Annotated in this window: 22 protein-coding genes and 1 pseudogene; 10 read left to right on the top strand and 13 right to left on the bottom strand. The window is 63.1% G+C overall.

Annotated features, from left to right (window positions below; translation table 11 throughout):
- On the bottom strand, positions 1 to 1,543 hold a 1,543-nt coding region (gene dnaX / locus J5J83_RS20710; protein ID WP_212351894.1), incomplete at its 3' end, for a DNA polymerase III subunit gamma/tau.
- Positions 1,544 to 1,895: 352 nt separating this feature from the next.
- Between dnaX and cfa the strand changes: the two genes are divergently transcribed.
- Positions 1,896 to 3,140, top strand: coding sequence for a cyclopropane fatty acyl phospholipid synthase (gene cfa / locus J5J83_RS20705; RefSeq protein ID WP_349251930.1), 1,245 nt, complete (start codon positions 1,896 to 1,898; stop codon positions 3,138 to 3,140).
- Positions 3,141 to 3,255: 115 nt separating this feature from the next.
- On the opposite strand, the gene rpsI is transcribed toward cfa, so the two are convergent.
- Both rpsI and rplM read right to left on the bottom strand, forming a co-directional pair.
- A complete protein-coding gene (gene rpsI / locus J5J83_RS20700) occupies positions 3,256 to 3,648 on the bottom strand; it encodes a 30S ribosomal protein S9 (RefSeq protein WP_212351890.1) in 393 nt (130 codons plus the stop codon).
- A gap of 11 nt (positions 3,649 to 3,659) precedes the next feature.
- Positions 3,660 to 4,088, bottom strand: a complete 429-nt coding sequence (rplM, locus tag J5J83_RS20695) for a 50S ribosomal protein L13 (RefSeq protein WP_108949205.1) — start codon at positions 4,086 to 4,088, stop codon at positions 3,660 to 3,662.
- 556 nt (positions 4,089 to 4,644) lie between these two features.
- Between rplM and J5J83_RS20690 the strand changes: the two genes are divergently transcribed.
- Positions 4,645 to 5,064 carry an OsmC family protein gene (locus J5J83_RS20690; RefSeq protein WP_212351888.1) on the top strand — a complete coding sequence of 140 codons (420 nt, stop codon included), beginning with the start codon at positions 4,645 to 4,647 and terminating at the stop codon, positions 5,062 to 5,064.
- 35 nt (positions 5,065 to 5,099) lie between these two features.
- Here the strand turns inward: J5J83_RS20690 and coq7 are convergent, their stop codons facing one another.
- From coq7 to J5J83_RS20675, 3 genes are read right to left on the bottom strand one after another with little or no spacing between them, the layout of a single operon-like run.
- Positions 5,100 to 5,720, bottom strand: coding sequence for a 2-polyprenyl-3-methyl-6-methoxy-1,4-benzoquinone monooxygenase (gene coq7, locus J5J83_RS20685; protein ID WP_212351886.1), 621 nt, complete (start codon positions 5,718 to 5,720; stop codon positions 5,100 to 5,102).
- Positions 5,720 to 6,253 (bottom strand): CNP1-like family protein, encoded by a 534-nt coding sequence (locus J5J83_RS20680; protein WP_212351884.1) that lies wholly within the window; start codon positions 6,251 to 6,253, stop codon positions 5,720 to 5,722. The genes coq7 and J5J83_RS20680 overlap by 1 nt, the downstream gene beginning before the upstream one ends.
- 56 nt (positions 6,254 to 6,309) lie before the next feature.
- Entirely contained in the window at positions 6,310 to 6,864 is a 555-nt protein-coding gene (locus tag J5J83_RS20675) for an RNA pyrophosphohydrolase (protein WP_212353522.1), read from the bottom strand.
- Between the two features lie 171 nt (positions 6,865 to 7,035).
- Between J5J83_RS20675 and J5J83_RS20670 the strand changes: the two genes are divergently transcribed.
- Positions 7,036 to 8,781, top strand: coding sequence for a proline--tRNA ligase (locus J5J83_RS20670; RefSeq protein WP_212351883.1), 1,746 nt, complete (start codon positions 7,036 to 7,038; stop codon positions 8,779 to 8,781).
- Between the two features lie 23 nt (positions 8,782 to 8,804).
- Positions 8,805 to 9,461, top strand: a complete 657-nt coding sequence (locus tag J5J83_RS20665) for a lytic transglycosylase domain-containing protein (RefSeq protein WP_212351882.1) — start codon at positions 8,805 to 8,807, stop codon at positions 9,459 to 9,461.
- 72 nt (positions 9,462 to 9,533) lie between these two features.
- Here J5J83_RS20665 and J5J83_RS20660 read toward each other — a convergent pair whose 3' ends face one another.
- Positions 9,534 to 10,166: a polymer-forming cytoskeletal protein gene (locus J5J83_RS20660; RefSeq protein ID WP_212351881.1), complete on the bottom strand. Its 633-nt coding sequence runs from the start codon at positions 10,164 to 10,166 to the stop codon at positions 9,534 to 9,536.
- A 443-nt stretch (positions 10,167 to 10,609) separates the two neighbouring features.
- Between J5J83_RS20660 and J5J83_RS20655 the strand changes: the two are divergent.
- A pseudogene (locus tag J5J83_RS20655) lies at positions 10,610 to 11,551 on the top strand (sigma 54-interacting transcriptional regulator); the annotation flags it as partial.
- 23 nt (positions 11,552 to 11,574) lie between these two features.
- Here the strand turns inward: J5J83_RS20655 and tldD are convergent.
- The 3 genes from tldD to J5J83_RS20640 form a co-directional block, all read right to left on the bottom strand.
- Positions 11,575 to 13,014, bottom strand: a complete 1,440-nt coding sequence (tldD, locus tag J5J83_RS20650; protein WP_212351879.1) for a metalloprotease TldD — start codon at positions 13,012 to 13,014, stop codon at positions 11,575 to 11,577.
- A gap of 65 nt (positions 13,015 to 13,079) precedes the next feature.
- Positions 13,080 to 13,931 carry a carbon-nitrogen hydrolase family protein gene (locus J5J83_RS20645; protein WP_212351878.1) on the bottom strand — a complete coding sequence of 284 codons (852 nt, stop codon included), beginning with the start codon at positions 13,929 to 13,931 and terminating at the stop codon, positions 13,080 to 13,082.
- A gap of 10 nt (positions 13,932 to 13,941) precedes the next feature.
- Positions 13,942 to 17,859: a YhdP family protein gene (locus J5J83_RS20640; RefSeq protein WP_212351876.1), complete on the bottom strand. Its 3,918-nt coding sequence runs from the start codon at positions 17,857 to 17,859 to the stop codon at positions 13,942 to 13,944.
- Positions 17,860 to 18,012: 153 nt separating this feature from the next.
- Here J5J83_RS20640 and glnE point away from each other — a divergent pair, with 153 nt between their 5' ends.
- The 5 genes from glnE (at position 18,013) to J5J83_RS20615 (ending at position 24,598) form a co-directional block, all read left to right on the top strand.
- On the top strand, positions 18,013 to 20,697 hold the full coding sequence (glnE, locus tag J5J83_RS20635; RefSeq protein WP_212351874.1) for a bifunctional [glutamate--ammonia ligase]-adenylyl-L-tyrosine phosphorylase/[glutamate--ammonia-ligase] adenylyltransferase: 2,685 nt from the start codon (positions 18,013 to 18,015) through the stop codon (positions 20,695 to 20,697).
- A gap of 106 nt (positions 20,698 to 20,803) precedes the next feature.
- A complete protein-coding gene (locus tag J5J83_RS20630) occupies positions 20,804 to 22,312 on the top strand; it encodes a CYTH and CHAD domain-containing protein (RefSeq protein ID WP_212351872.1) in 1,509 nt (502 codons plus the stop codon).
- A gap of 77 nt (positions 22,313 to 22,389) precedes the next feature.
- A complete protein-coding gene (locus tag J5J83_RS20625; RefSeq protein WP_212351870.1) occupies positions 22,390 to 22,842 on the top strand; it encodes a histidine phosphatase family protein in 453 nt (150 codons plus the stop codon).
- Between the two features lie 181 nt (positions 22,843 to 23,023).
- Positions 23,024 to 23,575: a DUF2062 domain-containing protein gene (locus tag J5J83_RS20620; RefSeq protein ID WP_212351868.1), complete on the top strand. Its 552-nt coding sequence runs from the start codon at positions 23,024 to 23,026 to the stop codon at positions 23,573 to 23,575.
- A gap of 81 nt (positions 23,576 to 23,656) precedes the next feature.
- Positions 23,657 to 24,598 carry a hypothetical protein gene (locus J5J83_RS20615; RefSeq protein ID WP_212351866.1) on the top strand — a complete coding sequence of 314 codons (942 nt, stop codon included), beginning with the start codon at positions 23,657 to 23,659 and terminating at the stop codon, positions 24,596 to 24,598.
- A gap of 15 nt (positions 24,599 to 24,613) precedes the next feature.
- Here J5J83_RS20615 and mnmA read toward each other — a convergent pair whose 3' ends face one another.
- From mnmA to J5J83_RS20600, 3 genes are read right to left on the bottom strand one after another with little or no spacing between them, the layout of a single operon-like run.
- Complete coding sequence (gene mnmA / locus J5J83_RS20610) at positions 24,614 to 25,711, bottom strand: tRNA 2-thiouridine(34) synthase MnmA (RefSeq protein ID WP_212353519.1); 1,098 nt, start codon at positions 25,709 to 25,711, stop codon at positions 24,614 to 24,616.
- Positions 25,712 to 25,727: 16 nt separating this feature from the next.
- Positions 25,728 to 26,399, bottom strand: a complete 672-nt coding sequence (locus J5J83_RS20605) for a hypothetical protein (protein ID WP_212351864.1) — start codon at positions 26,397 to 26,399, stop codon at positions 25,728 to 25,730.
- A complete protein-coding gene (locus J5J83_RS20600) occupies positions 26,399 to 26,851 on the bottom strand; it encodes an NUDIX hydrolase (protein WP_212351862.1) in 453 nt (150 codons plus the stop codon). Before J5J83_RS20600 ends, J5J83_RS20605 begins: the two co-directional genes overlap by 1 nt.
- Positions 26,852 to 26,967 lie beyond the last annotated feature (116 nt).

The following is a 26,967-nucleotide window of genomic DNA, read 5'->3' as shown; positions in this document are numbered from 1 at the left end:
CCCCCCAACCGTGCGCATGATCACGATCCGCCTTAGATACGGGCGATGCGACCGCCGGTGGCACGACATCGTGCTCATCGAAGGCATCGCCACGGCGCACGTAATCTTCCGCGTCAGCCATCGCCTCGGGCGGAAGGTTCTCCCACGGCGCAATGTCGCGACTTGCAACCCGCCCCCCCGTAGCCGGCTTCGCCCCCGCGCCAAAGCCGCCTGACCCTGACCGGGCATCCGCCTCCACGGTGACGACAGGCACCCGATTGTCACCCGACGTCGAAGCCGCCTTCGGGACGTCCGTTTCCACGGACGCATCCGCGCCATTGCGCCCCCCTACCGCGGCCATCGCCCCGGCAGTCTGCGGCGCGACGCCGGCCGGCGTCGCCCGCGTACCACCGGCGACTGGCATCACATTCGCACGGCCGCCACCGCCGCCTGCAAGCGACACCGAGCCTAGCGCCGCAGGCTGCTCAGGCCGGAAGGCATGCAGACGCAACAAGGTCATGACGAACCCGGTGTACTCGTCCGGCGCCAGCGCCAGCTCGTCGCGCCCATGAATCGTGATCTGGTAGGCCAACTGCAGAAACTCGGCATCGAAGCGCGCGGCATGCAGGACCAGACGCTCGCGCTCGATCTCGTCGCCGATCGCATCCGGGGCAAACTGGACCAATGAGATACGCCCCAGCATCGACGCCAGCGCCTGCAGCGCCGCGTCGAAGGACAGACTGCGCGCTTCCATGCCATCGGCCACCGCCAACATCGCGCTCACGTCGCCGTTGGCCAGTGCATCGAGCAAGACGTGCAGATGATCGTCACCCACGGTGCCGAGCATGTGGGTGACCTGTTCCTCGAGCACCTTACCCGCGCCATGCGCGATGGCCTGATCGAGCAGCGACAGGGCATCGCGCATCGAACCATTGGCTGCCTTGGCAATATGGCGCAAAGCCCCAGGCTCGAACATGATCTCTTCGGCCGCGAGAATGTTGCCGAGGTGCTCGACGATACTCCCCTGCGGCATCTGCTTCAGATTGAACTGCAGGCAGCGCGACAGCACAGTGACCGGAATCTTCTGCGGATCCGTCGTAGCCAGGATGAACTTGACATGTTCCGGAGGCTCTTCGAGCGTCTTCAGCATCGCATTGAAGGCGTGCCCGGTCAGCATGTGCACTTCGTCGATCATATAGACCTTGTAGCGCCCCTGCACCGGCGCATACACCGCTTTGTCGAGCAGGGCGGCCATATCGTCCACCCCCCGGTTCGACGCCGCATCCATCTCGACATAGTCCGGAAAGCGGTCTGCGTCGATCGCCCGGCAGGCGTCACACACGCCGCACGGCTCGGCGGTCATCCCGGTTTCGCAATTGAGCGCCTTGGCCAGAATTCTCGAGATCGTGGTCTTGCCCACGCCCCGCGTACCGGTAAACAGCCAGGCGTGATGGAGCCGGCCTGTGGTCAACGCGTGCGACAGCGCGCGGACGACATGCTCCTGACCGATCAGCGTACCGAAGGACTTCGGCCGCCATTTGCGCGCAAGGACCTGATAGCTCATGAGCAGCGATTCTATCAGAGGCGTCGGTTCAATCCCGTCCTGGTGTGGCCCATCAGCGATGAAAGACCGGCCGCCGACGACCTGACATTTCATTGAGGAAAGCAATCCCGACCATACTGTCAATGCATTGGAGCCATTCGCCCGATTTGCCTATGCTGAAACCACGATTCACAGAAGGACACCGACCATGCCGCGCACGAACTCGCATCTCGAGGCACTGCTGGAAACCCTGCGCGAAGTGTGTGCAGCGTTCGCACACACGATCTGATTCGCGCATTCGGGGAGCTAACACCGACTCGGCGCCCTGCAGCGAGTGTGCGAGCAGACACTGGCCACCCTCCAGACGCAGGCTATGCTTGAAGAGGCCCGTTACGCAAACCGCGCAGGGGAGACAAGAATGGAGTACGCACCGCAACCCGGGACATTGCCGGAACATCGCCATCCTCGTTTTCGCACGCCGCGCCCCAGCCCGAACGACAGCGAAAGGAGAACGCTCACCAGACTGCTCGCGGAGGCGGACATCGCCGTGGATGGAACTCGACGGTGGGACATGGTCATACACCACCCCGATACCGCGGCGCGCATTCTCTCCCGCGGCAGTCTCGGACTGGGCGAGAGCTACATGGACGGCTGGTGGGACTGCGCCCAACTCGACGAATTCATCAATCGGATCCTGCGTGCGCGCCTGGACGAACGTGTCGGCGTCGGCGCATTGGTGCTGCAGGGCATCCGCGCCCGCCTGCTGAACCTGCAGAATGCGCGCAGAGCCTGGCATGTCGGCAAGCGACATTACGACATCGGCAACACGCTGTTCGAAACCATGCTCGACCGGCACATGGCTTACACATGCGCCTATTGGGCCACCGCCACGACGCTGGACGAAGCCCAGCATGCAAAACTGGATCTCATCTGCCGCAAGCTCGGCCTCCGCCCGGGCATGCGACTGCTCGATATCGGCTGCGGCTGGGGCAGCCTGATGAAGTTCGCCGCCGAGCATTTCGGCGTGCGCACCGTAGGCATCACCATATCGAGCGCTCAGGCGGAATGGGGGCGCACCCGCTGCGCCGGGTATGATGTCGAGTTCCGCCTCCAGGACTATCGCGATTTCAACCCGCAGGGCGAAGAACGCTTCGATCGCATCGCATCGGTAGGCATGTTCGAACACGTCGGCCACAAGAACTATCGAGCATTCTTCGACACCGCCCGTCGCAGCCTGACCGACGACGGCCTCTTTCTGCTCCATACCATTGGCAAGAACAGACGGCACAGTCCGACCGACCCCTGGATCGACCGCTACATCTTCCCCAATGGCGATCTTCCCTCGCTCGGCCAGATCGCGGACGCAACCGAACACGCGTTCATCATCGAGGATGTGCACAATTTCGGCGCCGACTACGATCGCACGCTCATGGCATGGCACGCCCGTTTCGAGGCCGGCTGGCCAAGGCTTGCCGAACACTATGACGAACGCTTCCACCGCATGTGGCGCTATTACCTGCTGGCGTGCGCAGGCACGTTTCGGGCACGCAGCAATCAACTCTGGCAGATCGTGCTCGCGCCGCACGGGGTGGAAGGCGGATACCAAAGACTGGCCTGAATCGACTCGACTACAGCCGAACCAGCCCGAGCGCAGCCGTCGAAACACGCAGCGCAGCACGTGCACGCAAAAAGGCCGCCCAACAGGACGGCCTTTTGCGGTACGCGGGACTCGATCAGCGCTTGGAGAACTGCTTTGCGCGACGAGCCTTGCGCAGACCAACCTTCTTACGCTCGACCTCACGCGCATCGCGCGTAACCAGCCCGGCGGAGCGCAGATCCGGCTTCAGATCGGCACTGTAGTCGATCAGCGCACGCGTGATGCCGTGACGCACTGCACCGGCCTGACCGGATTCGCCACCGCCGACCACGTTCACCATGATGTCGAAACGGCCTTCATTGCCGGTCAGAACCAGCGGCTGACGGACGATCATGCGACCGGTTTCACGGGAAAAGAACTCGTCAACCGGCTTGCCATTGACGACGATGTTGCCGGAGCCCGGCTTGATGAATACACGGGCGACCGCGGTCTTGCGGCGACCGGTACCATAGTTGTAAGTCACAGCCATTTATGGCTCCTTCAGATCTCGAGAACTTTCGGCTGCTGGGCGGCATGCGGGTGCTCGGCACCGGCATAGCACTTCAGCTTCTTCAGCATGGCATAACCCAGCGGACCCTTCGGCAGCATGCCTTTCACGGCCTTTTCCAGCACGCGCTCGGGAAAGCGCTGCTGCAGCTTGGTGAAGTTGGTCTCGTAGATACCGCCCGGGTAGCCGGAGTGGCGATAATACTTCTTGTCCAGCGCCTTGTTGCCGGTCACGCGCAGCTTTTCGACATTCACGACGACAATGAAATCACCGGTATCGATGTGCGGCGTGTAGATGGACTTATGCTTGCCACGCAGGCGGCGGGCCACTTCGGAAGCAAGACGGCCAAGCACCTTGTCCGTGCCGTCGACAACGAACCAGTCGCGCTGTACTTCATGCGGCTTGGCAGAAAACGTTTTCATTTGAAACCTCGATCTTGTCAGGCCTAGCGTGCCGGCCACCAAACGGAAAGCTCGAAATCATAGACCCATACAGCCCCCCGTGTCAATGAGCGAGCATGAAAGAAATCCGGCACAAGATCCAGGACCGAGCAAAAAAAACGCAGCCCCTGAGGGACTGCGTTAAATCCACACCAAAGGAGGAGGGTGGAGGAGACACCGCTTGGACCGGCGACCACTCATGCAGTGCAATACCGATCCGACTGAGGTGAATTATCCGGAAACCACCCTCCACGGGCAAGCGATTTTTTGTGCATTGCACACAAAATGTTTTGATTGCATAATCAATTATGCTTATAAAGCATCAATTATATGTTTTTAAAGATTTTTAATGAATTCATCTTCAGAAAACATGGTGTTTTCACACACATAAAAGACACCAATTGATACATAGATATTGCATCGCAGCAAAACACTTGGACGAGTATCTGCTCCCAAGGAGCGACTTCGGTAAAATCCCGTTCCTACCCGCCCGGACCAGAGCGGCCAAACAGAACTGACGTACAGGAGAAAACAGCGCATGGAATGCACCATCAAGTGGATCGACGGCATGAGCTTCATGGCCGAAACCGGCAGTGGTCACCTCGTTACCATGGACGGCGCACCCGAGGCGGGCGGGCGCAATCTCGCACCGAGACCGATGGAACTGCTGCTCGCGGGCGCCGGCGGCTGCACGGCGTTTGACGTCGTACTGATTCTCAAACGCGGACGCCAGGACGTTCGAGACTGCTCAGTGCGACTGGAAGCCGATCGCGCGGATACAGACCCGAAGGTATTTACCCGCATACGCTTCCACTACACCGTGACCGGCAAGAACCTGAAACCCGAAAGCGTAGAACGCGCCATCCACCTTTCGGCGGAGAAATACTGCTCGGCTTCGATCATGCTGGCCAAGACCGCCGACATCACCCACGAGTGGACGATTGTGAAAGTGGATTGATCCCTTCCAACGACGGGTGCCGCGCACCCGGTCAGTCAAATATGATAGGCAGTACCGGTCATCAACTTCGACACCAGCCTCATCACTTTTTTGACCGGCACCGGAAGATCGCTCGCACCAAGCCTGACAGCCGTGTTCGCATGGCTGATTTCGTCCTCCTTCATCTGCATGACGATCGCGCGCGACTTGCGATCCGCCGCGGGCAGTTTCTCCAGATGGCCATGCAGGTGAGCCTCGACCTGACGCTCGGTTTCGGCCAGGAAGCCCAGATTCCAGCGATCGCCAAAGCGGCCCGCCAGCATGCCGACAGCGAGCGAACTGCCATACCACAGCGGATTGAGCAGGCTTTTGCGCCCGCCCAGCTCCGAAATTCGCTGCTCGGTCCAGGCCAAATGCTCGGTCTCCTCATGCGAAGCACCTTCGAGCGCCTTACGAATCCCTGCATCCTTCGACATCAGCGCCTGCCCCTGGTAAAGCGCCTGGGCACAGATCTCGCCGCAGTGATTGACCCGCATCAACGCGGCCGCATGCCGCTTTTCCTTGTCGTCCAGCGGCGCATCGGGCAGGTCGTTGCCCGGGACCGGCCTGACCGTCAGCGCAGGTGCGAACACCGTACGCAGCGCCTTGTCGAACTGGATGATTGCCTGATCGATCACTATCTGTCCTTCTGGCGAAAGTCTGCCGGATCGTAGAGCCCGTCGAGCCTGCGCAAGATCTCCTCCCGACCTCTCGGCGCCACGGGGCCATCACAGAACACCTCTATCGCAAGCGCTGCGCGCGGACGATTATAGGTGTTGTACGAAATGGGCACCCATTCACTGTTCTTGAGGGGCGCCCACTCCCCGCCCTTGCGTCCGCTGGCATAGATGCGGCGCGCGCCGGCATCACACCGAATGCCCTCGAAAGTGACGTTCTCGGCACCGCCCGGCGTACGCACGACAAGCACATAACGCACCACGTCATCCGGATCCACCCGGAGCGTATTGCGGTCTATCAGGAAGCGGTTCGGCGACGCCGAACTCACGAAGAACTCCGTCAGCGATGACTCGGAGGGCGCCGCCGGCAGCTTCACCTCACCCTCAACCCAGGCTTCGCGGGGCGCACTCAGAAAACCCTCTGCAAATGCAGGAGCGCCGAACAAAAGGGCCATCAATACGGGTGCCAGCCGCACGGCCGGCACTTGGGGCATGAATGGCAGACTCAACACAAAGACTCCCAACACCAGGCAATGCTGCCCAGCATCAATCAGGTAGACGAATCACGGTCCCCCCGTTCATCAGGGGGGTGTTCTTCCAGTCGGTATGCATCCGGCAACTCGCCGCCACGGGCGCGGAACAACAATCTGGACAATTCCGTCAGCGCCAGTTGATAGACCTGACGCTTGAACTCGATGACTGCATCGAGCGGGACCCAGAAATCATTCCAACGCCATGCGTCGAACTCCGGATGACTACTGGCGCGCAGGCATACATCCGAGTCACGCCCAACCAGTCGCAGCAGAAACCAGATCTGTTTCTGTCCGCGATAGGTGTTGCGCCATTCCCGCTTGATCCAGTGCTTGGGAACGTCATAGCGCAACCAGCCGCGCGTGCGGCCGAGAATCCTGACGTGCTCTGGGCGCAAACCGACCTCCTCGAACAGCTCCCGGTACATGGCCTGCTCCGGCGTTTCGCCGTGCTTGATGCCACCTTGAGGAAACTGCCAGGAGTGTTCACGGATGCGTTTACCCCAAAACACTTCATTGCGCGTGTTGACAAGGATGATGCCGACGTTCGGGCGGTAGCCTTCACGATCGAGCATGATCAAACCTTCAAATTCGCTTGGTTGTGACGGATTTTTCCACACTTGCGACGACTTTGAAAGCACGCCCGCTGTGCGGTTTCCCCCAAACCGCTTGTGCATGCGACCGCATCCCGGTGGCGGCATACGCTAGAATCCCGAAATTCGACATCACTTTTCAGCCCAACCTCCATGCGCGCCAGCCAGTTTCACCTGTTCACTCTCAAGGAAGCCCCCTCGGACGCGGAAGTCGTCAGCCAGAAATTGATGCTGCGCGCCGGCATGATCCGCAAGGTCGCGGCGGGCATCTACAACTACATGCCGATGGGGCTGCGCTCGATTCGCAAGGTGGAGGCGATCATTCGCGACGAACTCGATCGCGCGGGTGCCATGGAACTGGTCATGCCGCTGGTGCAACCGGCAGAACTGTGGCAGGAGACCGGCCGCTGGGACAAGATGGGCCCGGAGATGCTGCGCATCAAGGATCGCCATGATCGCGACTTCGCGATGCAGCCTACCTCCGAAGAAGTCGTCACCGACATTGCCCGGCAGGAGCTCAAGAGCTACCGCCAGTTGCCGAAGAATTTCTATCAGATCCAGACCAAGTTCCGCGACGAGCGCCGTCCGCGCTTCGGCGTGATGCGGGGGCGCGAGTTCGTCATGAAGGATGGCTACTCGTTCGACCGCGACGTTGAAGCCGCGGGCCGCAGCTACGACGCAATGTACGCCGCGTACGGCCGGATTTTCGACCGCATCGGCCTCGCCTACCGTGCAGTCGCAGCAGATACCGGCGCCATTGGCGGCGACCGCTCACACGAATTCCAGGTCATCGCGGACACCGGCGAGGATGCCATCGTCTATTGCCCGGATTCCGACTACGCCGCGAACATCGAACTTGCCGAAGCGCTGCCGCTGATCGCAACCCGCGGCACCCCGACTTCAGCCCTCGAAAAAACGCCAACACCGGGCAAGGCGACCTGTGCCGACGTAGCCGATCTGCTTGGTATTGCGTTGCATACAACGGTCAAGTCGCTGGTACTCGCCACCGACGAAGCCGACGACAACGGCAAGATCATCAAGAGCACCGTATGGCTGCTGCTGGTGCGGGGGGATCACGATCTCAACGAGGTCAAGGCGGGCAAGATCGAAGGTCTGAAGAATGGCTTCCGCTTCGCGACCGAAGCCGAAATCATCGAGCATTTCGGCTGCAAGCCCGGCTACCTCGGCCCGATCGGGCTACGCAAGCCGGTGCGCATCGTTGCCGATCGCACGGTGGCCAACATGGCCGATTTCGTGTGTGGCGCCAATGCGGAGGATTTCCACTACACCGGTGTCAATTGGGCACGAGACCTCCCCGAGCCTGACCTCGTCGCCGACCTGCGAAACGTCATCGAAGGCGACCCTTCGCCCGACCGCAAGGGCGTTCTGGCCATCCAGCGCGGCATCGAAGTCGGCCACGTATTCTATCTCGGCAACAAGTACTCGAAGTCGATGAACGCCACCTTCCTGGACATCGACGGCAAACCGAAGCACTTCGAGATGGGCTGTTACGGTATCGGCGTGACCCGTATCGTCGGCGCCGCCATCGAGCAGAACCACGATGACAAGGGGATCATCTGGCCAGCCGCCATCGCGCCGTTCGAAGTCGTGATCTGCGGCGTAGGCTGGGGCAAGTCCGAACTCGTCCGCGACGAAGCCGGCAAACTGTATGAAGCGCTCAGGAAGGCCGGCATCGATGTCATCCTCGACGATCGCGACGAGCGCCCGGGAGTGATGTTTGCCGACTGGGAGCTCATTGGCGTTCCGCACCGGGTCACGGTCGGCGATCGCGGGCTCAAGGAAGGCGTAGTCGAGTATCAGGAACGCCGGATCGGCGAACAGCTCAAGTTCGCGCCTGCCGACGTCGTAGCGCATGTCGTCGGACGCCTGCGCGGATGATTGCGCCCCTTGCGACACCCCGGATGAGGTCAGGGCAGTGGCCGGCCCGGCTCGCGGCCGGCCTGCTCGCCGTCATGCTGCTGGCGCTGCCGTCGGCGCCAGCCCTGGCTGGTGCGCAGCAGTATGAACCTCTGGCAGCGAGCGTACGTGCTGCCCTCCACGAGGCCGTCAGCGATGCCGCTGCACCAACGCTGCCGATTTCGGATGTATCCGACCGCACGCGCTGGCTCGATGAGATGTCCGCCCGCCTGAAGGGGCGCATTCCGGACGCCGCCTACCGGACCGAACTGCTCACCTCCATCCATTACGAAGCAACGCGAGCCGGCCTGGATCCGCAGCTCGTACTTGGGCTGATCCAGGTCGAGAGCAACTTCCGCAAGTACGCTATTTCTTCTTCAGGAGCGCGCGGATTCATGCAGGTCATGCCCTTCTGGCTGAAGGTGCTCGGGCGCGAAGATGACAACCTGTTCCATCTGCGTACCAATCTGCGCTACGGCTGCACGATCCTGCGCCACTACCTGGACATTGAGAAGGGTGACCTCTACCGCGCCCTGGGTCGGTACAACGGAAGCCTGGGCAAACCTGAATATCCCAATCTGGTCAGGACTGCGTGGGAGCGCAACTGGGCATGGACGCCGACGCGACTTGCTGCCGGTGAAGGGCCGCTGAAATCCAACTAATGCGCGTGCAGACGCGCGCCGGCCAGAGATACGTGGCCGGCACCCGCTGTCAGGAAGGTACCGGTGGAATGATCAGGCGTTGACTGCGCTCAGGGGTTTCACATCCAGCGCAGAAACCCGCTCCTGCGGCTTGTAGCCCTCCTTGGTCGCGGTCGCGAGCGGTTGCACATCCCCGGATACCTCACCCCCCTCTTCAATCAAAATGCGCCCATAGCGGATCTTTCCGCTCACCCGTCCGGTGGAATGAATGCGCAGTTGCTGGCGTGCAGTCAGCTCGCCCTCAAACACACCGTGAATCTCCGCAATGTCGATACCGACCTTGCCGCTGAATGCGCCCGCTTCGGCGATGCGGATCACGCGACTGTCCATGGTTGCCTCGACACGCCCCTCGACGACAAGCGTGTCGCAATCGAGGATCTCGGCGCCCTTGAGCTTTACATCGGGACCGACAATCAGACGACTGCCGCCCGCAGCCGTTTCCGTAGCCTCTGCCGCCCCGTCGGCCCCCTTGAGATCGGACGCCACCGCCTGTCGAGGCGTTGAAACCGTTGTGTCGGGCTGTGGCGACGATGGTAGTGCGGAAGCGGAACCACCTGTGACGGAAGGCGCACCGGCTGCGGAAGTCGACGTCGCGCCAACCGGACGCGAACTCCGCCCGGCAACAGGTTCGGCGGTCTTTGGGAACAGATTGGGCTTGTTGAACATGGCATCTCCGAAGTTTCATGACACCCCGACATGAGGCGTCAGCGGAGCCCGTCGCAAGTGTCGTACCAACGTAGAAACCGTCTTTCCGGTCAATGACCTGCGTTCCATGACCGGCCGCAATGCAGTCTGCACAGCACCTGCGCGCTGGCAAACGTCGCCTACAAGCGACAGTCACCGCGCATGCACCGCGGAAATGCTTGGTACAAATACATTTCCACTTGTCGTCATGGGACGACAGGCCGTCATTGAAACATCATCTTGCACTTGCTTACCGGGCAGGCCGAAGGCATCCGCCTAAACTCATTGCGTCGTGTATTTATTCCTTGCACAGGCCATCCAGGCAACTATTGCTCATGCACACCCAGCAATTCACGGACCGCATCAGCCCGAGAGTGCGCATGCCGCACCATAGACCCCTCCCTCCCCGGGCGCCCGAGGGGCAGAGCATCATCAGCCGCAGTGAATGCATGCAGAGCCTGCTGGCAGAGGCACGATTGGTGGCGGGCAGCGATGCAAGCGTACTGATCCAGGGCGAGAGTGGCAGCGGAAAGGAACTGCTGGCCCGCCTCATCCATCACAGCAGCCCACGAGCTCATGCGCCTTTCATCGCCATAAACTGCAGCGCCATCCCGGAGAATCTGCTGGAGTCCGAACTGTTCGGTCATGTGCGCGGCGCCTTCAGTGGTGCGACGCATACCCATCCTGGCCTGTTCGAAGCAGCCAACGGCGGCACACTGTTGCTGGACGAGATCGGCGACATGCCATTGCCCCTGCAGGCCAAGCTGCTGAGGGTTCTCCAGGAGCGCTCGGTACGCGCGGTGGGTGCCACCCGTAGTCGCCCGGTCGATGTGCGCATCCTGTCCGCCACCCATTGCGACCTCGCCTCCGCGCGTGCGGAAGGACGTTTCCGCGAAGACCTGTACTATCGCATCAAGGTCGTCGGCCTGCGCCTGCCGTCGCTGGATGAAAGGCGCGAGGATATCCCGCTGCTTGCGGAACACTTCCTGCAACTGATCGCCCGTCGTGACAACAGGCGTCCACGAAGCCTGTCGCCCAGGGCCTTGCGCGCACTTTGCATGGCCGACTGGCCTGGCAACGTACGCGAACTGCAGAACGTGATCGAACAGTTGTGCGCCCTGAGCACCACCCCCCGCATCACCCTGGCCCACGTTGAACGTGCGCTGCAAGGACCGTCAAGCGCGCCACTGAGCTACGCCGAAGCCAAGGCCCGCTTCGAACACGACTACCTTACCCGCTTGCTGCACCTGACCGCCGGCAACGTCGCCGATGCGGCCCGCCTGGCGCAACGCAATCGCACGGAGTTCTATCGCCTTCTGCAGCGTCACCAGCTCGATCCCGAGGGGTTTCGCACCCGGAGCGAGTGAAGGGTCGGCCGTAGCGGCAGTGCTCAGGCAGTCCCGCCGACCGTCAGACCATCAATGCGCAGGGTGGGCTGGCCAACGCCGACCGGCACGCTCTGGCCATCCTTGCCACAGGTACCCACACCGGGGTCGAGCGCCATGTCGTTGCCGATCATGCTCACGCGCGTCAGCACGTCCGGGCCGTTGCCGATCAACGTGGCCCCCTTTACCGGGCGGGTGACCTTGCCGTTCTCGATCAGGTATGCCTCGGCCGTCGAAAACACGAACTTTCCGGAGGTGATGTCGACCTGGCCACCGCCGAAATTGACCGCATACAAGCCCTTCTTGACCGACTTGATGATCTCGGCAGGGTCCTTGTCGCCATTGAGCATGTAGGTGTTGGTCATGCGCGGCAAAGGCAGGTGGGCGTAGGACTCGCGCCGGCCATTGCCGGTTGGCGCCATGCCCATCAGTCGTGCATTCATAATGTCCTGCATGTAGCCGGTGAGGATGCCATCCTCGATCAGTACAGTACTCTCGGTCGGATTACCCTCATCGTCGATGCTCAGGGAACCGCGACGATCCGGGATGGTGCCGTCGTCCACCACGGTCACGCCGCGCGCGGCGACCTGCTGTCCGATGCGTCCGGAAAAAGCCGAACTGCCCTTGCGGTTGAAGTCACCCTCCAACCCGTGACCAATGGCCTCATGCAACAGAATGCCCGGCCAGCCCGGCCCCAGCACCACCGGCATCGTCCCTGCAGGCGCCGGGTCAGCATCGATGTTCACGCTCGCCTGATGCACGGCGGCACGCGCATAGTCACGCAGACGATCATCGCAGAAGTAGCCGTAGTCGTAGCGGCCACCACCGCCGGCACTGCCCTGCTCGCGGCGACCGTTGGACTCCATGATCACGCTGATCGACACCCGTACCAGCGGACGGACGTCAGCCGCCATGTGGCCATCGTTGCGCGCCACCAGCACCACCTCCCACGACCCCGCCACGTGTGCCATAACCTGGGTCACCCGCGGATCCTCGGCACGTGCAAACCCTTCGAGTCGCTCAAGCAGCCGGACCTTGGCCGTATCGTCGAGCGATGCGAGCGGATCGTCCGCGCGATAGAGGCGATTGCGCATCTTGCTCGGCGTAATCAACGCCTTGCGCCGCTCTCCGGCCGCGGCGATCGCCCGCGTCGCGGTCGCCGCATCGACGAGGGCGTCGAGCGAGATATCGTCGGAATAGGCAAAGGCGGTCTTCTCGCCGCTGATGGCACGCACGCCAACGCCCTGTTCGATATCGAAACTGCCCGACTTGACGATACCTTCTTCCAGGCTCCACGCCTCCGAACGCTGATACTGGAAATAGAGATCGGCAAAATCGATCTGGTGCCGCATCAGCTTGCGGAAAACCTTCTCCAGTTCGGCCTCGCCCAGTCCGTAGGGCGAGAGCAGGTACTTGTCGGCAACCTTGAGGGGATTCTTGCTCATGATGTATCCAGTATGTGCGCTACCGGTATGACCCGGACAGCGCGAATTCGATCAATCCAGTCGGATCACGCGACGCTGCCGGGCATCCCGAGGCAACGATGACGCAGCGCGGGCAGGCTCTCACGCACCGCCGCGATACGGGCCGGTTCGACTTCGGCGGCTACGACGCCCGGCCCGGTTTCACGCATCGCCAGCACGTCGCCCCAGGGATCGATGATCATCGTATGCCCCCAGGTCACCCGCCCACCGGGATGTTCTCCCCCCTGCGCGGGCGCCATCACATAACACTGGTTCTCGATGGCGCGGGCACGCAGCAGTACTTCCCAATGCGCTCGCCCGGTCGTGAAGGTGAAGGCTGCCGGCAGGATGATGAGGTTGACCGCCCCCATTGCCCGAAACAGTTCCGGAAAGCGCAAGTCATAGCATACCGACAGCCCGGTCATGCCCACCGGGGACTCGAAGGTAGTGACCTCGTCTCCCGCTTCGATGGTAACCGATTCATCGTAGCGCTCGGCACCGCGCTGAAATCCGAACAGGTGAATCTTGTCGTAGCGCGCGCGCTGTTCGCCGCGATCATCGAATACCAGCGTGCTGTTGCGCACCTTGTCGCCGGCATGCGCCACCAGCGGCAAAGTGCCGCCGACCAGCCACACGCCATGCCGTTTTGCCGCCGTACTCAGAAAGTCCTGAATCGGTCCCGCGCCTTCGCTTTCGCGAGCCCTGACCTTGGCCATTTCATCGTGTGACATGAGCGGAAAATACTCGGGGAGAGCGACAAGCTTGGCCCCACCGGCAGCGGCCTCCGCGATCAGCGCATCTGCAGCGGACAGATTCACGGCGACATCGGGACCCGACACCGTCTGAATGGCAGCGATTTTCACGCTGTCCGCGGACTTCGCTTCAGCAACGGAATTCAATGCTTCTTCCTCATGGTTTTCCCGGCAAGGACGGAGAGAGTTTCTGCAACCCCCGCACCGCGCCACTGACCGGCGACTCCAGCTTTTTGACGACGGGATCGCTCCAGTTACCGGTGATCGAGTAATCAAACGCAAACAGCTTTTCCACCGGGTCGCTGAGCACCTTCTGCGCAAGATAGGTCACGACCCCGGCGACCGGGTTGATCAGGCTCGCAGCCGCGCCCACGGCAATCGATTCAGACAGGGTCGGCTGCACCGTCACTCGCAGATCCTGGGTTTCCTTGTCAATGTCGGCCGTGCCGCGCATCAGGACCTGCGCCGCTGGACCGCGAATTTCAAGATTGTCCGAGTGCATGACGCCGGCAGCAACATCGATGCTACCGGAAATGCGGTCAAAGGCGAATCCTTGGGAGAAGACGTCGCGGAAGTCGAGTGAGATGCGTCGCGGCAGCGCCTGCAGACTGAGAATGCCCAGCAACCGCCCGACGCCGGGTTCGAGTTTGTTGAACTGTCCCTTCTCCGCATCGAGATCAAGCTTGCCGTTCAGGCTCGGATAGTCGATACGGGTCGGCGCGCCGCGCCAGGACAGCTGCCCACCTAGCGTCGCGCGCCCACCCCGCACCACGTCGGGATACCCGAGCGCACGGGTAAAGTTGCCGATATCCGCCGTTTCCAGCACGAAGTCCAGCTGCGTATTGGGGTTGCGTCCCGGTTGCCACAGCCCGTTTCCGCTCAGGCGGCCATCCGGATGAATCAGCAGGAAGCGCTCGAGCCACCACTGCGCGCGACGATTGCGCGCAAGCATCTCCAGCCGCCCCAGTTCCACGCTGCCAATCGAAAACCGGTCGACCTTGAGGTCCAGCCCCGGAAGGCTGCGCGGCAGCGTATCCCGTGCCCCAGACTCGGCTTCTGCGCCCTTGGTACCGCCCTGTTGCCCCTCACTGTTGCTGATCCGGAGGTGCTTGAAGCGCGCGGCGAGCGCACCGTCGCCCTCCTTGCGCCAATCCAGGTCCCCTTGCGCCTCGGCACTGTGTACGCTCGCCTTCCAGCCGCCGCCGTCGGTCACCGCCTTGAGCTTCAAGTCATGCCACTGCTGCCCGAATGCGAGCGCACTGCCGGCCTCGAGATTGAGTACAGCCATCCCCGGCACAACAGCCGGCACCGCATGTGAAGCCTGCTCAACACCATCACCTTCGGTCTCGTCGTGCAGCCCCAGTGCGCTTCGCCAGGCATCGACATCGAGCTGCGTCAGCCTGGCATTCACCAGAAGGCCCTTGTCGGCCATCTGCAGCGGCTGGAACAGGCCGACTCCTCCACGCCTGACGATGCCGTCGGCGCCACGCTCGATCTCCGCGTTGAGTCGGTCGCCCACGCTGGCGCGCAGCGTCGTCGCTCCGTCCGGGGCAAACGTGAGATCCACCGCCGTCGGCATGCGTTCAGTCGCGCTCTTGTTGAAGGGATAGGGCAGGCTCGAGCCCACCCCGTCGAGTTCGGTACGTACCGCGACGCGGGTGACATCGCGTCCGATCTCGATATTGGTCGACCACGCCGTCGTGCCCGACACATGATCCAAAGCCGGCCATCCCATCGACGCCTGCGCGGCCGACACGCTCGCCGCGCCCCGCACCTTGAACACGACCCGGTCGTCCCCGCTCGTGGCTGCGCTCAACTGCAACGGCTCACCGAACAGGCGCGCTCGCGCAGCCGGAATGCTCAACTGATCGGCCGTGAAGCGCAGGCTGCCGGCGGCTTCCTCCAATGGCGGCAACCCCGTCACCACCCATAAGCGGTTCGCCGCGAAACGGTACTCTCCGCTGACCACGGTGTCCCTGACGTGGCGCAGCGGCATGACCAGCTTCAGATCGAGCGTACCGTTACCTTCTGCGCGCATGTTGTCGGTAAAGCCGTTGATCCGGTCGCGTACCGGACTCGCGCTCACGAAGCGCAGAAATTCTTCCGTAGGTCCACTTGCCTGCCCGGTCAGGGTCATGGTCTCGCTCGGCATCACGTCGAGGTCGGGCACCCGGGCCACGACCTTGCTCAGAGTGGCACCGAGGATCTTCCCCCGCGCCGCCTCGATGGTCAGCCCCGGCCCCTCGAAGCGCACCTCGCCATCGATGGCCTCCATCGGCGGCCAGTCTGCCGCGTACTCCAGGCGCGCATTGGCCACCTTGATCGCGACCAGAAACTGCCCCTGCCCCTCCCGAAACGGAAACGCGTCGAGGCGCCCCTTGAGGCGCAATCGGGCATCGGGCACGGTGGCGCGGCGAATCGCATTGCGCACCCAGTCATGCGTTTCGTGATTGATGACGCGCGGCAGGTAGCGCCACACCGAGGTGCCGTCGGCTCGGGTCAGTCGCGCGGAAAGGTCGATCTCGCCGGCACTGCCGGGCTCCACCCAATAGCGCCCGGCCGCGGTCCCCGCGGCATCCTGGTTATCGAAACTGGCCGAGTCGAGTGCGAGCTCCAGGCGACCGTCACGTCGGCTCCAGCCACCGTCGGCCTTGAATGTGGAGAACAGCAGGCGCGAATTGACAAAGATCTCGGGCAGGTCGATCTGTGTGTCACGTCCGTCCAGCCGGAAACGCCCCTCCTTGTCATTCCCCTCGATCTCCCCGGACAGGCCGCCCACACCAGGAAGCGAATCATGCGCGTTCAAGCCAATGCCGTCGAAGCGGGCACCCAGAGTCCACGCCCCGGGATGATCGGCAGGCCCCTTCCATTCCAGCTTCAGGTCACGCACCTGCCCACGTGGCGCGAAGCCGGCCAAGCGTTCCCGCGCGCCGCCGGCCAGGGGCAAATGGGCGGCCACTCTCGCCAGCACGGCAAAATCGAGCATATTGGCAGTGACTGCCCCGCCTTCCTTCCTGGCATCGCCCTGATCGACCCGGAGGCGAAAGTCGGTCGGCGCCATCACCATGTCATCGTCGGTGGCAAATTCGAGCTGGCGTGTCTCCAGCTCGAAGCCGCGCGCCGAACGGCGCGCCGATACCTGCCCCTGCAGCCTCGCCAGATGCAACACCGGCAAGTCTTCACCGAGGCGCATCGTCGCCCCGTCGAGCGCCACATCCGCGCTCACCGACGCCGCATCTCGCCCACCGCTGTCGATCCATGCGCGCACGCTGCCCTGCCCCGAGAGCGCGATGGGATCATCCACCCAGGCCTTCCACGCGCCAAGATCGGCACGCCCAAGCGCCACATAGAGACGCCCGACGGTCTGCGCCGGATCGGATGCCGAAAACTGCGAAATCTCACCGCGCACATCCAGCATCGACGCCAACTCGGACGGCGGCTGGGCTCGAAGGGCAAAGCGCCGCTTGGTGAAACCGCGCTCGAGCACGAACTCCACGTGCGTCAGCGCCAGTGTCGGCGCATTGCGCAACACATCGTTCCAGGACAGCCGCGCATCGCGTATCACCACCCGGCGCTGGGCGAGCAGCCAGTCAATGAAGCCGGCGTCGTCACCTTCACCGGACACCGGCAGGCCGCCGACGACCAGGCGCCCATCGGCCTCACGCCTCAACTCGATCGCAGGTCCCGTGATCTCCAAGCGGTGAAAATAAGGACGCAGCCGCAGCAGTGACGTCCAGGCCAGCGTCGCATCAACTCGTTCCAGCCGGAGTGCAGTGCGCCCGGCATCATCGCGGACAGACAAGCCCGCAATGTGCAGCCGGGGGCGCAAACCCGACCAGTCTGCCTCGAGCGCATCGATGCCTATCGGCAGGCCGCTGACACGCGACAGTTCGGCCGCAATCTCCTGGCGATACGCGCCAATCTGGGGCACAACCAGCCAGCGCACCGCAAGCAACGCCGTGCCGCCCACGAACCATCCGAGCAGCAGCACCATCCCCAGCACGCGCCACAGGCGAACGCCCGGCCGCACCGCGGCGGCCGGGACGAAATCGCCGGAAATCAGCTTGTTACTCATGTGCATGAGACCGGCACGATGTCCGGAAGCTCCCCTGAGGTCAGACGGCATTGGATGGCTTGGCTACAATCACGCTCTTGAGCCTCGGTCCCGGCCCTGCCACCAGCGGACGCGAAGCCGCGAATTCTACCAATGTTCCGGAGCGCAACGCCCATGCCCATCGATTTCACCGTGTTGCCAGATGTTATTCGCCAGGCGGCGGGCCTGTCGCGCTTCCTGCAGCGCATGCTCGACAGCCGCCCGTGGCTGCTCGAGACCCTTGAGACGAGCATCGATCGCACGCTCGACGCGGACGCCATGACCGAGTTCATCGCCCGGCAGGGGCGCGACGAAGCGCAACTGCGGCCAGCGTTGCGACACTTGCGCACCTGGGTGATCTGCCACCTCATCGTGCGCGACCTCAGTGGCCGGGCTGATCTCGCCGAAGTCACCGAAACCATGACGCTGCTCGCCGAGGTGGCCATCCGCCACACCCACGAGGTACTACGCGAGCCGCTGATCGTGCGCTACGGTGAGCCGGTTTCGCCCACGGGCTGGGCACAGGAGCTGCTCGTCATCGGCATGGGCAAGCTGGGTGGGCGCGAGCTCAATGTCTCGTCCGATATCGACCTCATCTTCGTCTATCCGGAAGATGGCGACACCGCCGGCACCAAGGTCATCAGCAATTTCGAGTTCTTTGAGCGCCTCGGAAAACAGTTGATCCAGGCACTGGCCGAGGTGACCGAGCACGGGCAGGTCTTCCGCGTCGACATGCGTCTGCGCCCCAATGGCGACTCCGGCCCGCTGGTGGCCAGCTTCGACATGCTGGAGAACTACTTCATCACCCAGGGGCGCGAATGGGAGCGCTACGCCTGGATAAAGGCACGCGTCCTCGCCGGTGAGCGCTGGCAGGAACTGGAACGGATCTCTCGCCCGTTCGTGTTCCGCAAGTACCTCGATTTCGGCGCCATCAACGCCATGCGCGAGCTGCACGCACAGATCCGACGCGAAGTCGCTCGCCGCGACCGCGCCCAGAACATCAAGCTGGGACCTGGCGGCATCCGCGAAATCGAGTTCATTGCCCAGGTATTCCAGCTCATCCGTGGCGGCCGCGATATCGACCTGCAGACCAGACCCACCCTCAAAGTCCTTGCCGGACTCGCCGAGCGCGGCATTCTTGCCGCCGATTCGGTGCGGGCGCTCGAGGCGGCCTACATCTTCCTGCGCCGGCTGGAGCACAGACTGCAGTATCTCGACGACGCTCAGACCCACGACCTTCCCGCGTCCGAAGCCGACCGCCTGCTCGTTGCCCGCGCCATGGGTTTCGACGACTATCCCGCGTTGCTGGCGGCTCTCGACGGCCATCGGGCCGTGGTCGGCCACCATTTCGACGCCGTATTCGCCGATCCCAACCAGGAAGACCACAGCCTCGAGGCAATCTGGTCCGGCGCCGATGACACCGAGCTCTCGACTCCTGCGCTGGCGACACTCGGCTACCGCGACCCGGCAGCAGCGGCCCGAAGGCTTGCGACGATTCGCAGCAGCCCGCGCTACCAGCAATTGCCGAACAAGATCCGGGGCCGTCTCGACGCCCTCATGCCGCGCGTGCTCGAGGCCGCAGCCGCCACGCCCGACGCCGACGTAGCCTTGTCGCGCAGCCTCGATCTGCTTGAAGGCATCAGCAAGCGTGGCGCCTACCTGGCCCTGCTGCAGCAATACCCGCAAGCGCTGCGCCGTGTTGTCGATCTGATCGGCGCCTCGCGCTGGGCCGCGCAGTATCTCGGACGCCACCCCATCCTGCTCGATGAGCTGCTCGATGATCGCAACCTCGAGACCGCGCCGGACTGGGACCGCTTTGCGGCCGAACTTGCCGCGCAGCTCGACGCCATTGAGCCCGACATGGAGCGGCAGATGGATCTCATGCGCGAGCAGCATCACGCTCAGTCGTTCCGCCTGTTGACGCAGGACATCGCCGGCCTGCTCACGGTGGAAAAACTCGCAGACCACCTTTCGGCGCTGGCAGACGCCATGCTCGCCCTCACCGTGCCGCTGTGCTGGCGCAAGATCAAGATCCGCCACCGGGAAACGCCGACCTTTGCCGTCATCAGCTACGGCAAGCTGGGCGGCAAGGAACTGGGCTATGCCTCCGACCTCGACATCGTCTTCATCTATGACGATGACGCGCCCGAGGCGGCCGAGGTATACACCCGCCTGGCCCAGCGCATCAACACCTGGCTGTCGAGCCGCACCGCCGCCGGCATCCTGTTCGAGACCGATCTTCGGCTGCGCCCCAACGGAGACTCCGGCCTGATCGCATGCTCGCTCGAGTCCTTCCGCAAATACCAGATGGAATCCGCCTGGGTGTGGGAACACCAGGCCCTCACCCGCGCCCGCTTCAGTGCCGGCGACCCGGCGCTCGGCGCCGCTTTCGAGCACATCCGCAGCGAGGTGCTGCGCATGCCGCGCGACCTCGCGCGACTGCGCGCGGACGTGCTCGAGATGCGCAACAAGATGCGTGATGCGCATGCCGGCAAGAGCAGTCAGTTCGATCTCAAGCACGACAGCGGCGGCCTCGTCGACGTCGAGTTCCTGATCCAGTATCTCGTGCTCGGCTACGCCCATACGCACCCCGAGCTCACCGGCAACCTTGGCAACATCGCACTGCTGCGTATCGCCGGCGAGCTGCGCCTGATTCCCGCGGATCTTGCCATCGCCTGCGGCGACAGCTATCGCCACTTGCGCCACTTGCAGCATCGCCAACGCCTTAACGACCTGGCATCGCGGGTGCCGCTGGAGGAGGCGGAGCGCGCGCGGACGCCGGTACTCGCTCTGTGGGCGCACGTCTTCGGCCCCGGCTGAACGCGCGCCGTGTCATGGAAATGAACATGACGCCGCGCAATTGGGCCGGATAGAATGTGCTGATACAAATTTCTCAGGCACTTGCCAGCGATGGCGGGGTCGCCCCATGAGCCAGGAAATCGAACTCAAGCTGAGCTTTCCACGCCGCGCGCTTGCCGCCCTGAAACGACATCCGCTGATCGCGGGTGCGGCGCGCGAGGGCAATGCCGCCACGCTGGACAACACCTATTTCGACACCCCCGAGCTCGCCCTCAAGGCGCGCAAGGTCGCCGTTCGCACCCGGCGTATGGGCCGCACCTGGTTGCAGACCGTCAAATGCGCAGCGGTATCCACCGGGGGCCTTTCGCGACGCCCGGAGTGGGAGCAGACCTACACCGACCACTTCGACTTCTCGGCCGTCGACATCCCCGAGGTGGCCAAACTGCTCAACCGGCATCACGACAGGCTGACCCCCGTCTTCACCACCCGCTTTCGCCGCGAGACCAGACGCTGCTCCCCCCGTGAGGGGGTCAGCATCCTGTTGATGATCGACACCGGCAGCATCGAGGCCGGGCAACGCAGCGCCCCCATCTGCGAGCTCGAACTCGAGCTTGAACAGGGCAAGCCCCAGGACCTGCTCGCATTGGCCTGCGAACTGGCGGCGACGCTGCCGCTGGTGCCCGGTGACGCATCGAAGGCACAACGCGGCTACCAGCTCTTTCTCGACACGCCGGTTCGTCCTGTCAAGGCCGAGCCCGTCACCCTCAAGCCCGACAACACGGTCATTGAGGCCTTTCGCCTCCACGCAAACAGCTGTCTGCGACAGTGGCAAGGCAATGTCGAGGCCGCGACAGCGGGTCACGACGGGCCTGAGTTCATCCATCAACTGCGCGTTGCACTGCGCCGGCTGAGGTCGCTGATCAAGCTGTTCGCCCCTGCCCTGCCCTCGGCCTTCGTCGTCGAGTGGAATGAGCGCCTGCGAGACAATGCCAATCGATTCGGCGAGACGCGCGACCTCGACGTCCTGCAGGCGGAACTGCTTGCGCCGGTCGTCGCCGACGGCTTGGCCGACGGGCCCGGGAGCGGTCTCTCCGAACTGCTCGGAATCGTCGAGCATGCGCGGGAAGCCGCACGCAAGACGGCCCTGCACAACCTGTCGCATTCCGACCAGGGGCGGCTGATGCTGGCGTTCAACGCCGCGCTGTACGCGCTCCCCACCAGCGACCTGATTGCCGCAGTCGATCTCAAGACATTCGCCCGCTTGCAGCTGAATCGCTTGCGCAAGCGCGCCAGAAGACGATTCGAAACCAGCAATACGCTGATTCCGACGCAACTCCACGCCCTGCGCATCGCGATGAAGCAACTGCGTTACGGCATCGAATTCTTCGGCGCACTGTTTTCCACTCGTGGGGTCCAACGCTATGTGCAGGGCGTAACCGACGCGCAGGCCACGCTCGGTTTTCTGCAGGACGTGGATGTGGCCCGGTGCCGGCTCGAGGCATGGGCCGGCAAGCGCGGCGAATTGCAGGCCGCCGCTTCGTTCATCATCGGCTGGCACGGACCGCGCTACACCCGGCTGCGTCGACGCGTGCTGCAGGAGGTAGAACCCCTGCTGTGGGGCAAGACGCCCTGGTGACGCCGATGCCGGGCGCTGTCACATCAGCGCAAGACAGGACGGCTAAGCTACCGGCCCTTGACACAACGGAGGACGGAATGGATTTGTTGCTGTGGCGCCACGCGGAAGCCGTGGATGGAACCCCCGACCACGACCGCGAACTCACCGAACGCGGCCTCAAGCAGGCCCGCAAGGTGGCCGCATGGCTCGAACAGCATCGCCCCAAGCGACTGCAGGTTCTTGTCAGCCCGACGGTGCGAACGCGACAGACGGCCAGCGCATTTACCGACAGCTTCGAGGTCGTGCCGGGGCTCGGTCCTGACGCAGGCGTCTCCGACATGCTTGCCGCGTCGGGGTGGCCCGATGCCAGCGGCGCAACGCTCATCGTCGGACATCAACCCGGTCTCGGACGCCTCGCGGCGCTGCTGTTGTCCGGCGTCGAAGCAGAGTGGACGATCAAGAAGGGGGCGCTGTGGTGGTTCACCAACCGAGTCCGCGACAATGAGACCCAGACCGTCCTGCGCGCGGTCGTGCCTGCCGACTTTGCCTGAATATGCGTGGATGCCGAAGCTGAAGGGTGGCTGACGCGCGGAATTCCTGTGCGCTTCGATTGTCTACGCCCCGTCGCGGGCGATAACATCGGCTGAGGAATACTTTCCGCCAGACAGCCCATGATCCCGCTCCAGCGTCCCGGAGAGGGAGAAATGCTGATCAACCTTCATACTGCGGACCATGCTGAAACGTCTCCTGCCCACCCATGACAGCATCAAGCAAAGCCGCCTGCTGAGCTGGCTGGGGCCGCGCATCCACGACCCCTTGCTGTGGCACGTCAATCGCCGCGCTGTCGCGCGAGGGGTTGCGATCGGCGCATTCTTCGGTCTCATGGTACCGGTTGCCCAGATCCCCGCGGCAGCCGTCGCCTCGCTGTTGTTGCGCGGCAACCTGTGGATCGCTGCAGTATCGACACTGGTCAGCAATCCGTTCACCTACGCGCCGATCTATTATTTCGCTTACCGTCTGGGGGCCAGCCTGATCGGTGCGCCGATACCGCGCAATCTTGTGCGGCTCAGTGAAGAGGCCGCTACCCCTGCGTGGTTCGGACAATTGGGTGACGTTTGGGCATGGCTCACCGGCATCGGCCAGCCGCTGGTGCTCGGCATGCTGCTGATGGCCGTGTGCGGTGCAACGATCGGGTATTGGGGCGCGCGCCTGTTCTGGCGCGTCAAGGTCCTGTCAAAGCGTCGCCGCCAGCGCCAATTGCGCGTATTGCGCACAGCCCGGTGAGTGTTCAAGCCGCTTTTGTGCATTGCACGTTAGGCGTATGCTCGCGGTTCTGGTCCTACCGCACCTCGAACAGATCCCGCAATGAACACGGCCATCCCGAACGGAACCTCCAACACCATCGACGGCGTTCGCCGCGTGTATTACGACGGCTACTGGATCAAGGCTTACGACCCGCCCGCAGATACCTTGCAGGCGAAGAAGACCCTGATCCAGGCCCTCACGCGGCGGCTGTTCAACCACGTCGAGCATGGCATCAATATTCCGGGCAAGCGCCTCAAGGAGGCTCGGAAGGCTTACGACGAGGAGCAGAACCCGGAGCGCAGGCGGGTCAAGGGCGCCATGCTGGCAGGGGCCCTGTTCAACCGCGCCACCGACATCTTTACCAAGCTGGTGGAGATGCAGGAGCTCGGCATCGAGATCGAGTCCGACAATGCCCTGATGCGCGAATGCGGAATGTGCCTGCACGAGGCCCTGACGCTCGGCAAGATGGTGCGCCACCGCAGCGGCGAGGAAGGCATCGACGAGCTCTGGGGTGAGCCGTTCCGCGCCTTTTCGATTCCGGTCGAGGCCTTCTACGACAGCCGTTACATCAAGATTGCACAGACCTTGCGCGACATCGACAAGATCGCTGCAGTCATGATCAAGACGTTCGCCAGCGACCCCTTGTTTGTCGGCATCGACGAACTGATCCGGCACTTCACCGACCTGGCCAAGGACAAGTGCGAGACCCTGCGCACCGACGGTGACCTGTTCGACGTGTGGGCCGAATTCGTCGTGTCGTCCGAGAAACTGTCCGCCTTCGCGCCGCATCTTGCGACGAATCCGGACATGCCGACGATGCAGCGCGCCGCCGACGGCATGCGCCTGATTCTGCAGGGGCGCGATCTGCTCAATTACATCAGCCGCGCCCGGGTCACGATGCCCAAGAGCACCCGCGAGTACTTCGAGCGTTGTGACCACTATGCGCGCAGCTTCGCCGGACTCGACAGCCCCCGCACGGCACAGTGGCTGTCAACCAACTGACGCGTCGGCACGCCCTCAGGCGATGATGCCGCCACCCAGACACACCTTGGACTCATACACCACCACGCTTTGACCCGGCGTCAGCGCCCATTGCGGCTGGGCGAAGACGATTTCGGCACCATCACTGCCAATACGATCGATCTCGCAGGGCATGTCCGGCGTGCGATAGCGCGGCTTGGCGGTGTACACCCAGTGGGTGTGCGGGTCGCGTCCGCTGATCCAGTTCAGGTCGATCGCAGTCAGGCGTTCCTTTAGCAGCGCCGGATGCGCATGCCCCTGCACCGCATAAAGCACATTCGCCTTCACGTCCTTGCGCGCCACATACCAGGCCTCGTGCTCACCCGCCTCATCCTGATTGCCCTTGATGCCGCCGATGTGCAGGCCCTTGCGCTGCCCGATGGTGTGATACATCAGGCCCTGGTGCTCGCCAATGACGCAATCATCGTCAAGCGAACGGATTTCGCCCGGCGAAGTCGGCAGGTAGCGCATCAGAAACTCGCGGAAGGGCCGCTCACCGATGAAGCAGATCCCGGTCGAGTCCTTCTTGGTGGCCACGTGCAGTCCTGCCGCTTCGGCGATCTTGCGCACTTCGCGCTTGTACATCGCACCAAGCGGAAACAGGGTCCTCGACAGCTGCGCCTGGTTGAGCCGATAGAGAAAATAGCTCTGGTCCTTGGTGCCGTCCTCGGCCTTGAGCAGCTGAAATTCACGCCGCCCATCGTTCTCCCATTCGCGCACCTGGGCGTAATGGCCCGTGGCAATGCGGTCAGCGCCTAGCGCCATCGCATGGTCGAGAAAGCAGCGGAACTTGATCTCGGAGTTGCACAGGATATCGGGGTTTGGCGTGCGTCCGGCCTCATACTCACGCAGGAAATCCGCAAACACCCTGTCCTTGTATTCGGCACTGAAATTGACCACTTCGAGATCGATGCCGATGACATCACACACCGAGGCGACGTCAACCAGATCCTGCCGCGTGGAGCAGTAGTCGGCATCATCGTCATCTTCCCAGTTCTTCATGAACAGGCCGGTGACCTCGTAGCCCTGACGCTTGAGCAGGAGCGCCGTCACCGCCGAATCGACGCCGCCGGACATGCCGACCACGACCTTCATTCCACCTTGATCCTGCCTACTGGACATTCGGTCCATCTCCATCCAACCAGTCAGCCAGAGGCAGCACGACCGCTGCCTCGCCATTGTCGACAAACCAGCTGTCAACCGCGAAACGTGCCCCGGGCATGGGCGCCGGCAGCGCAGGCGGCAACAGCACGTCGCCGAGCACCTCCGCGCAATCGCACAAAGCCAGCATCAGCGGCACATGATCGGGCACGACCACGGCTTGCTGCAAGCCCGGTGGGGGCGCACGCTCTTCGATCACCGCGCTGAAATGCTGCAGAATGAATCGCGTCCGCCGGGCCGGCTCCAGCACCCGATGAAAGCGCAACATCCCGCGATCTGCCATCATCGTCAGGAAACGGGTGGTCGTGGTCGAATGATCGATGCAGTCCATTCGTCCCTCGACCTCCTGATCGAGAAAATTCCCGCCACGGTCGGCCGCGATCGGTGTCTGCCGGCCCGCTTCCAGATACAGCCCGCCCACAACGACGGCAAGTGCGGCGCGCTCGGCCACGGCATCGCCTGCCTCGAGCAGGCTGGCGCGGGCTTTCGCCAGCACCCCGGACTCGAACACCACGGTCCCCGTCGCGCTACAGCCGTAGTTGTAACATACGGACACCTGCGCATCCTGCGCAAACGCCCAACTGCTGATCAACGCCAGCAGCACCGCAAGCACACGTGACATCAATCGTAATGCCGCAGAAGATCGAGCGCATGACGGCGACCTGCAAGCCAGTCGTCGACGCATTGCACGATCAGGGGGCTGCGATGCCGCGCAGCCGTTGCGCGAATCTCGTCAGGGAGCATCCACACCGCCCGCACGATACCCGCGTCCAGTTTCAGGTCGGGCACGACATCGCCGACGCGGCCACCGAAGGCGAAGCGCAGGTAGGTCAAATCGCCTTGCGGACGGGGCCATTGATAAATGCCCACGATGAATTCGGGGACGAATTCATGTGCGGTTTCTTCGCGCGTTTCACGCACTGCGGCCTGGATCAGCGACTCTCCGCGCTCGAGATGACCCGCAGGCTGATTGAAACGCAGGCCGTCCTCCGTTTCCTCCTCGACCAACAGGAAGCGCCCGTCACGCTCGACGACCGCCGCAACGGTAACATTCGGTTTCCAACTCCGGTCCATGAGGCATCCGCGGTGCAAAGGGCGCCATTTTACCCCCGCGCGTGATTGCTTGTGACCAAGATCTGTTACCCGCCTTTGCGCTAGAATCCGGAAGTTAAGCCCGGGCTCACCGGGCA

The organism is Azoarcus sp. L1K30, assembly GCF_018122735.1.
Taxonomy (GTDB): domain Bacteria; phylum Pseudomonadota; class Gammaproteobacteria; order Burkholderiales; family Rhodocyclaceae; genus Parazoarcus.
This window is presented reverse-complemented; position numbering and strand designations above follow the sequence as displayed.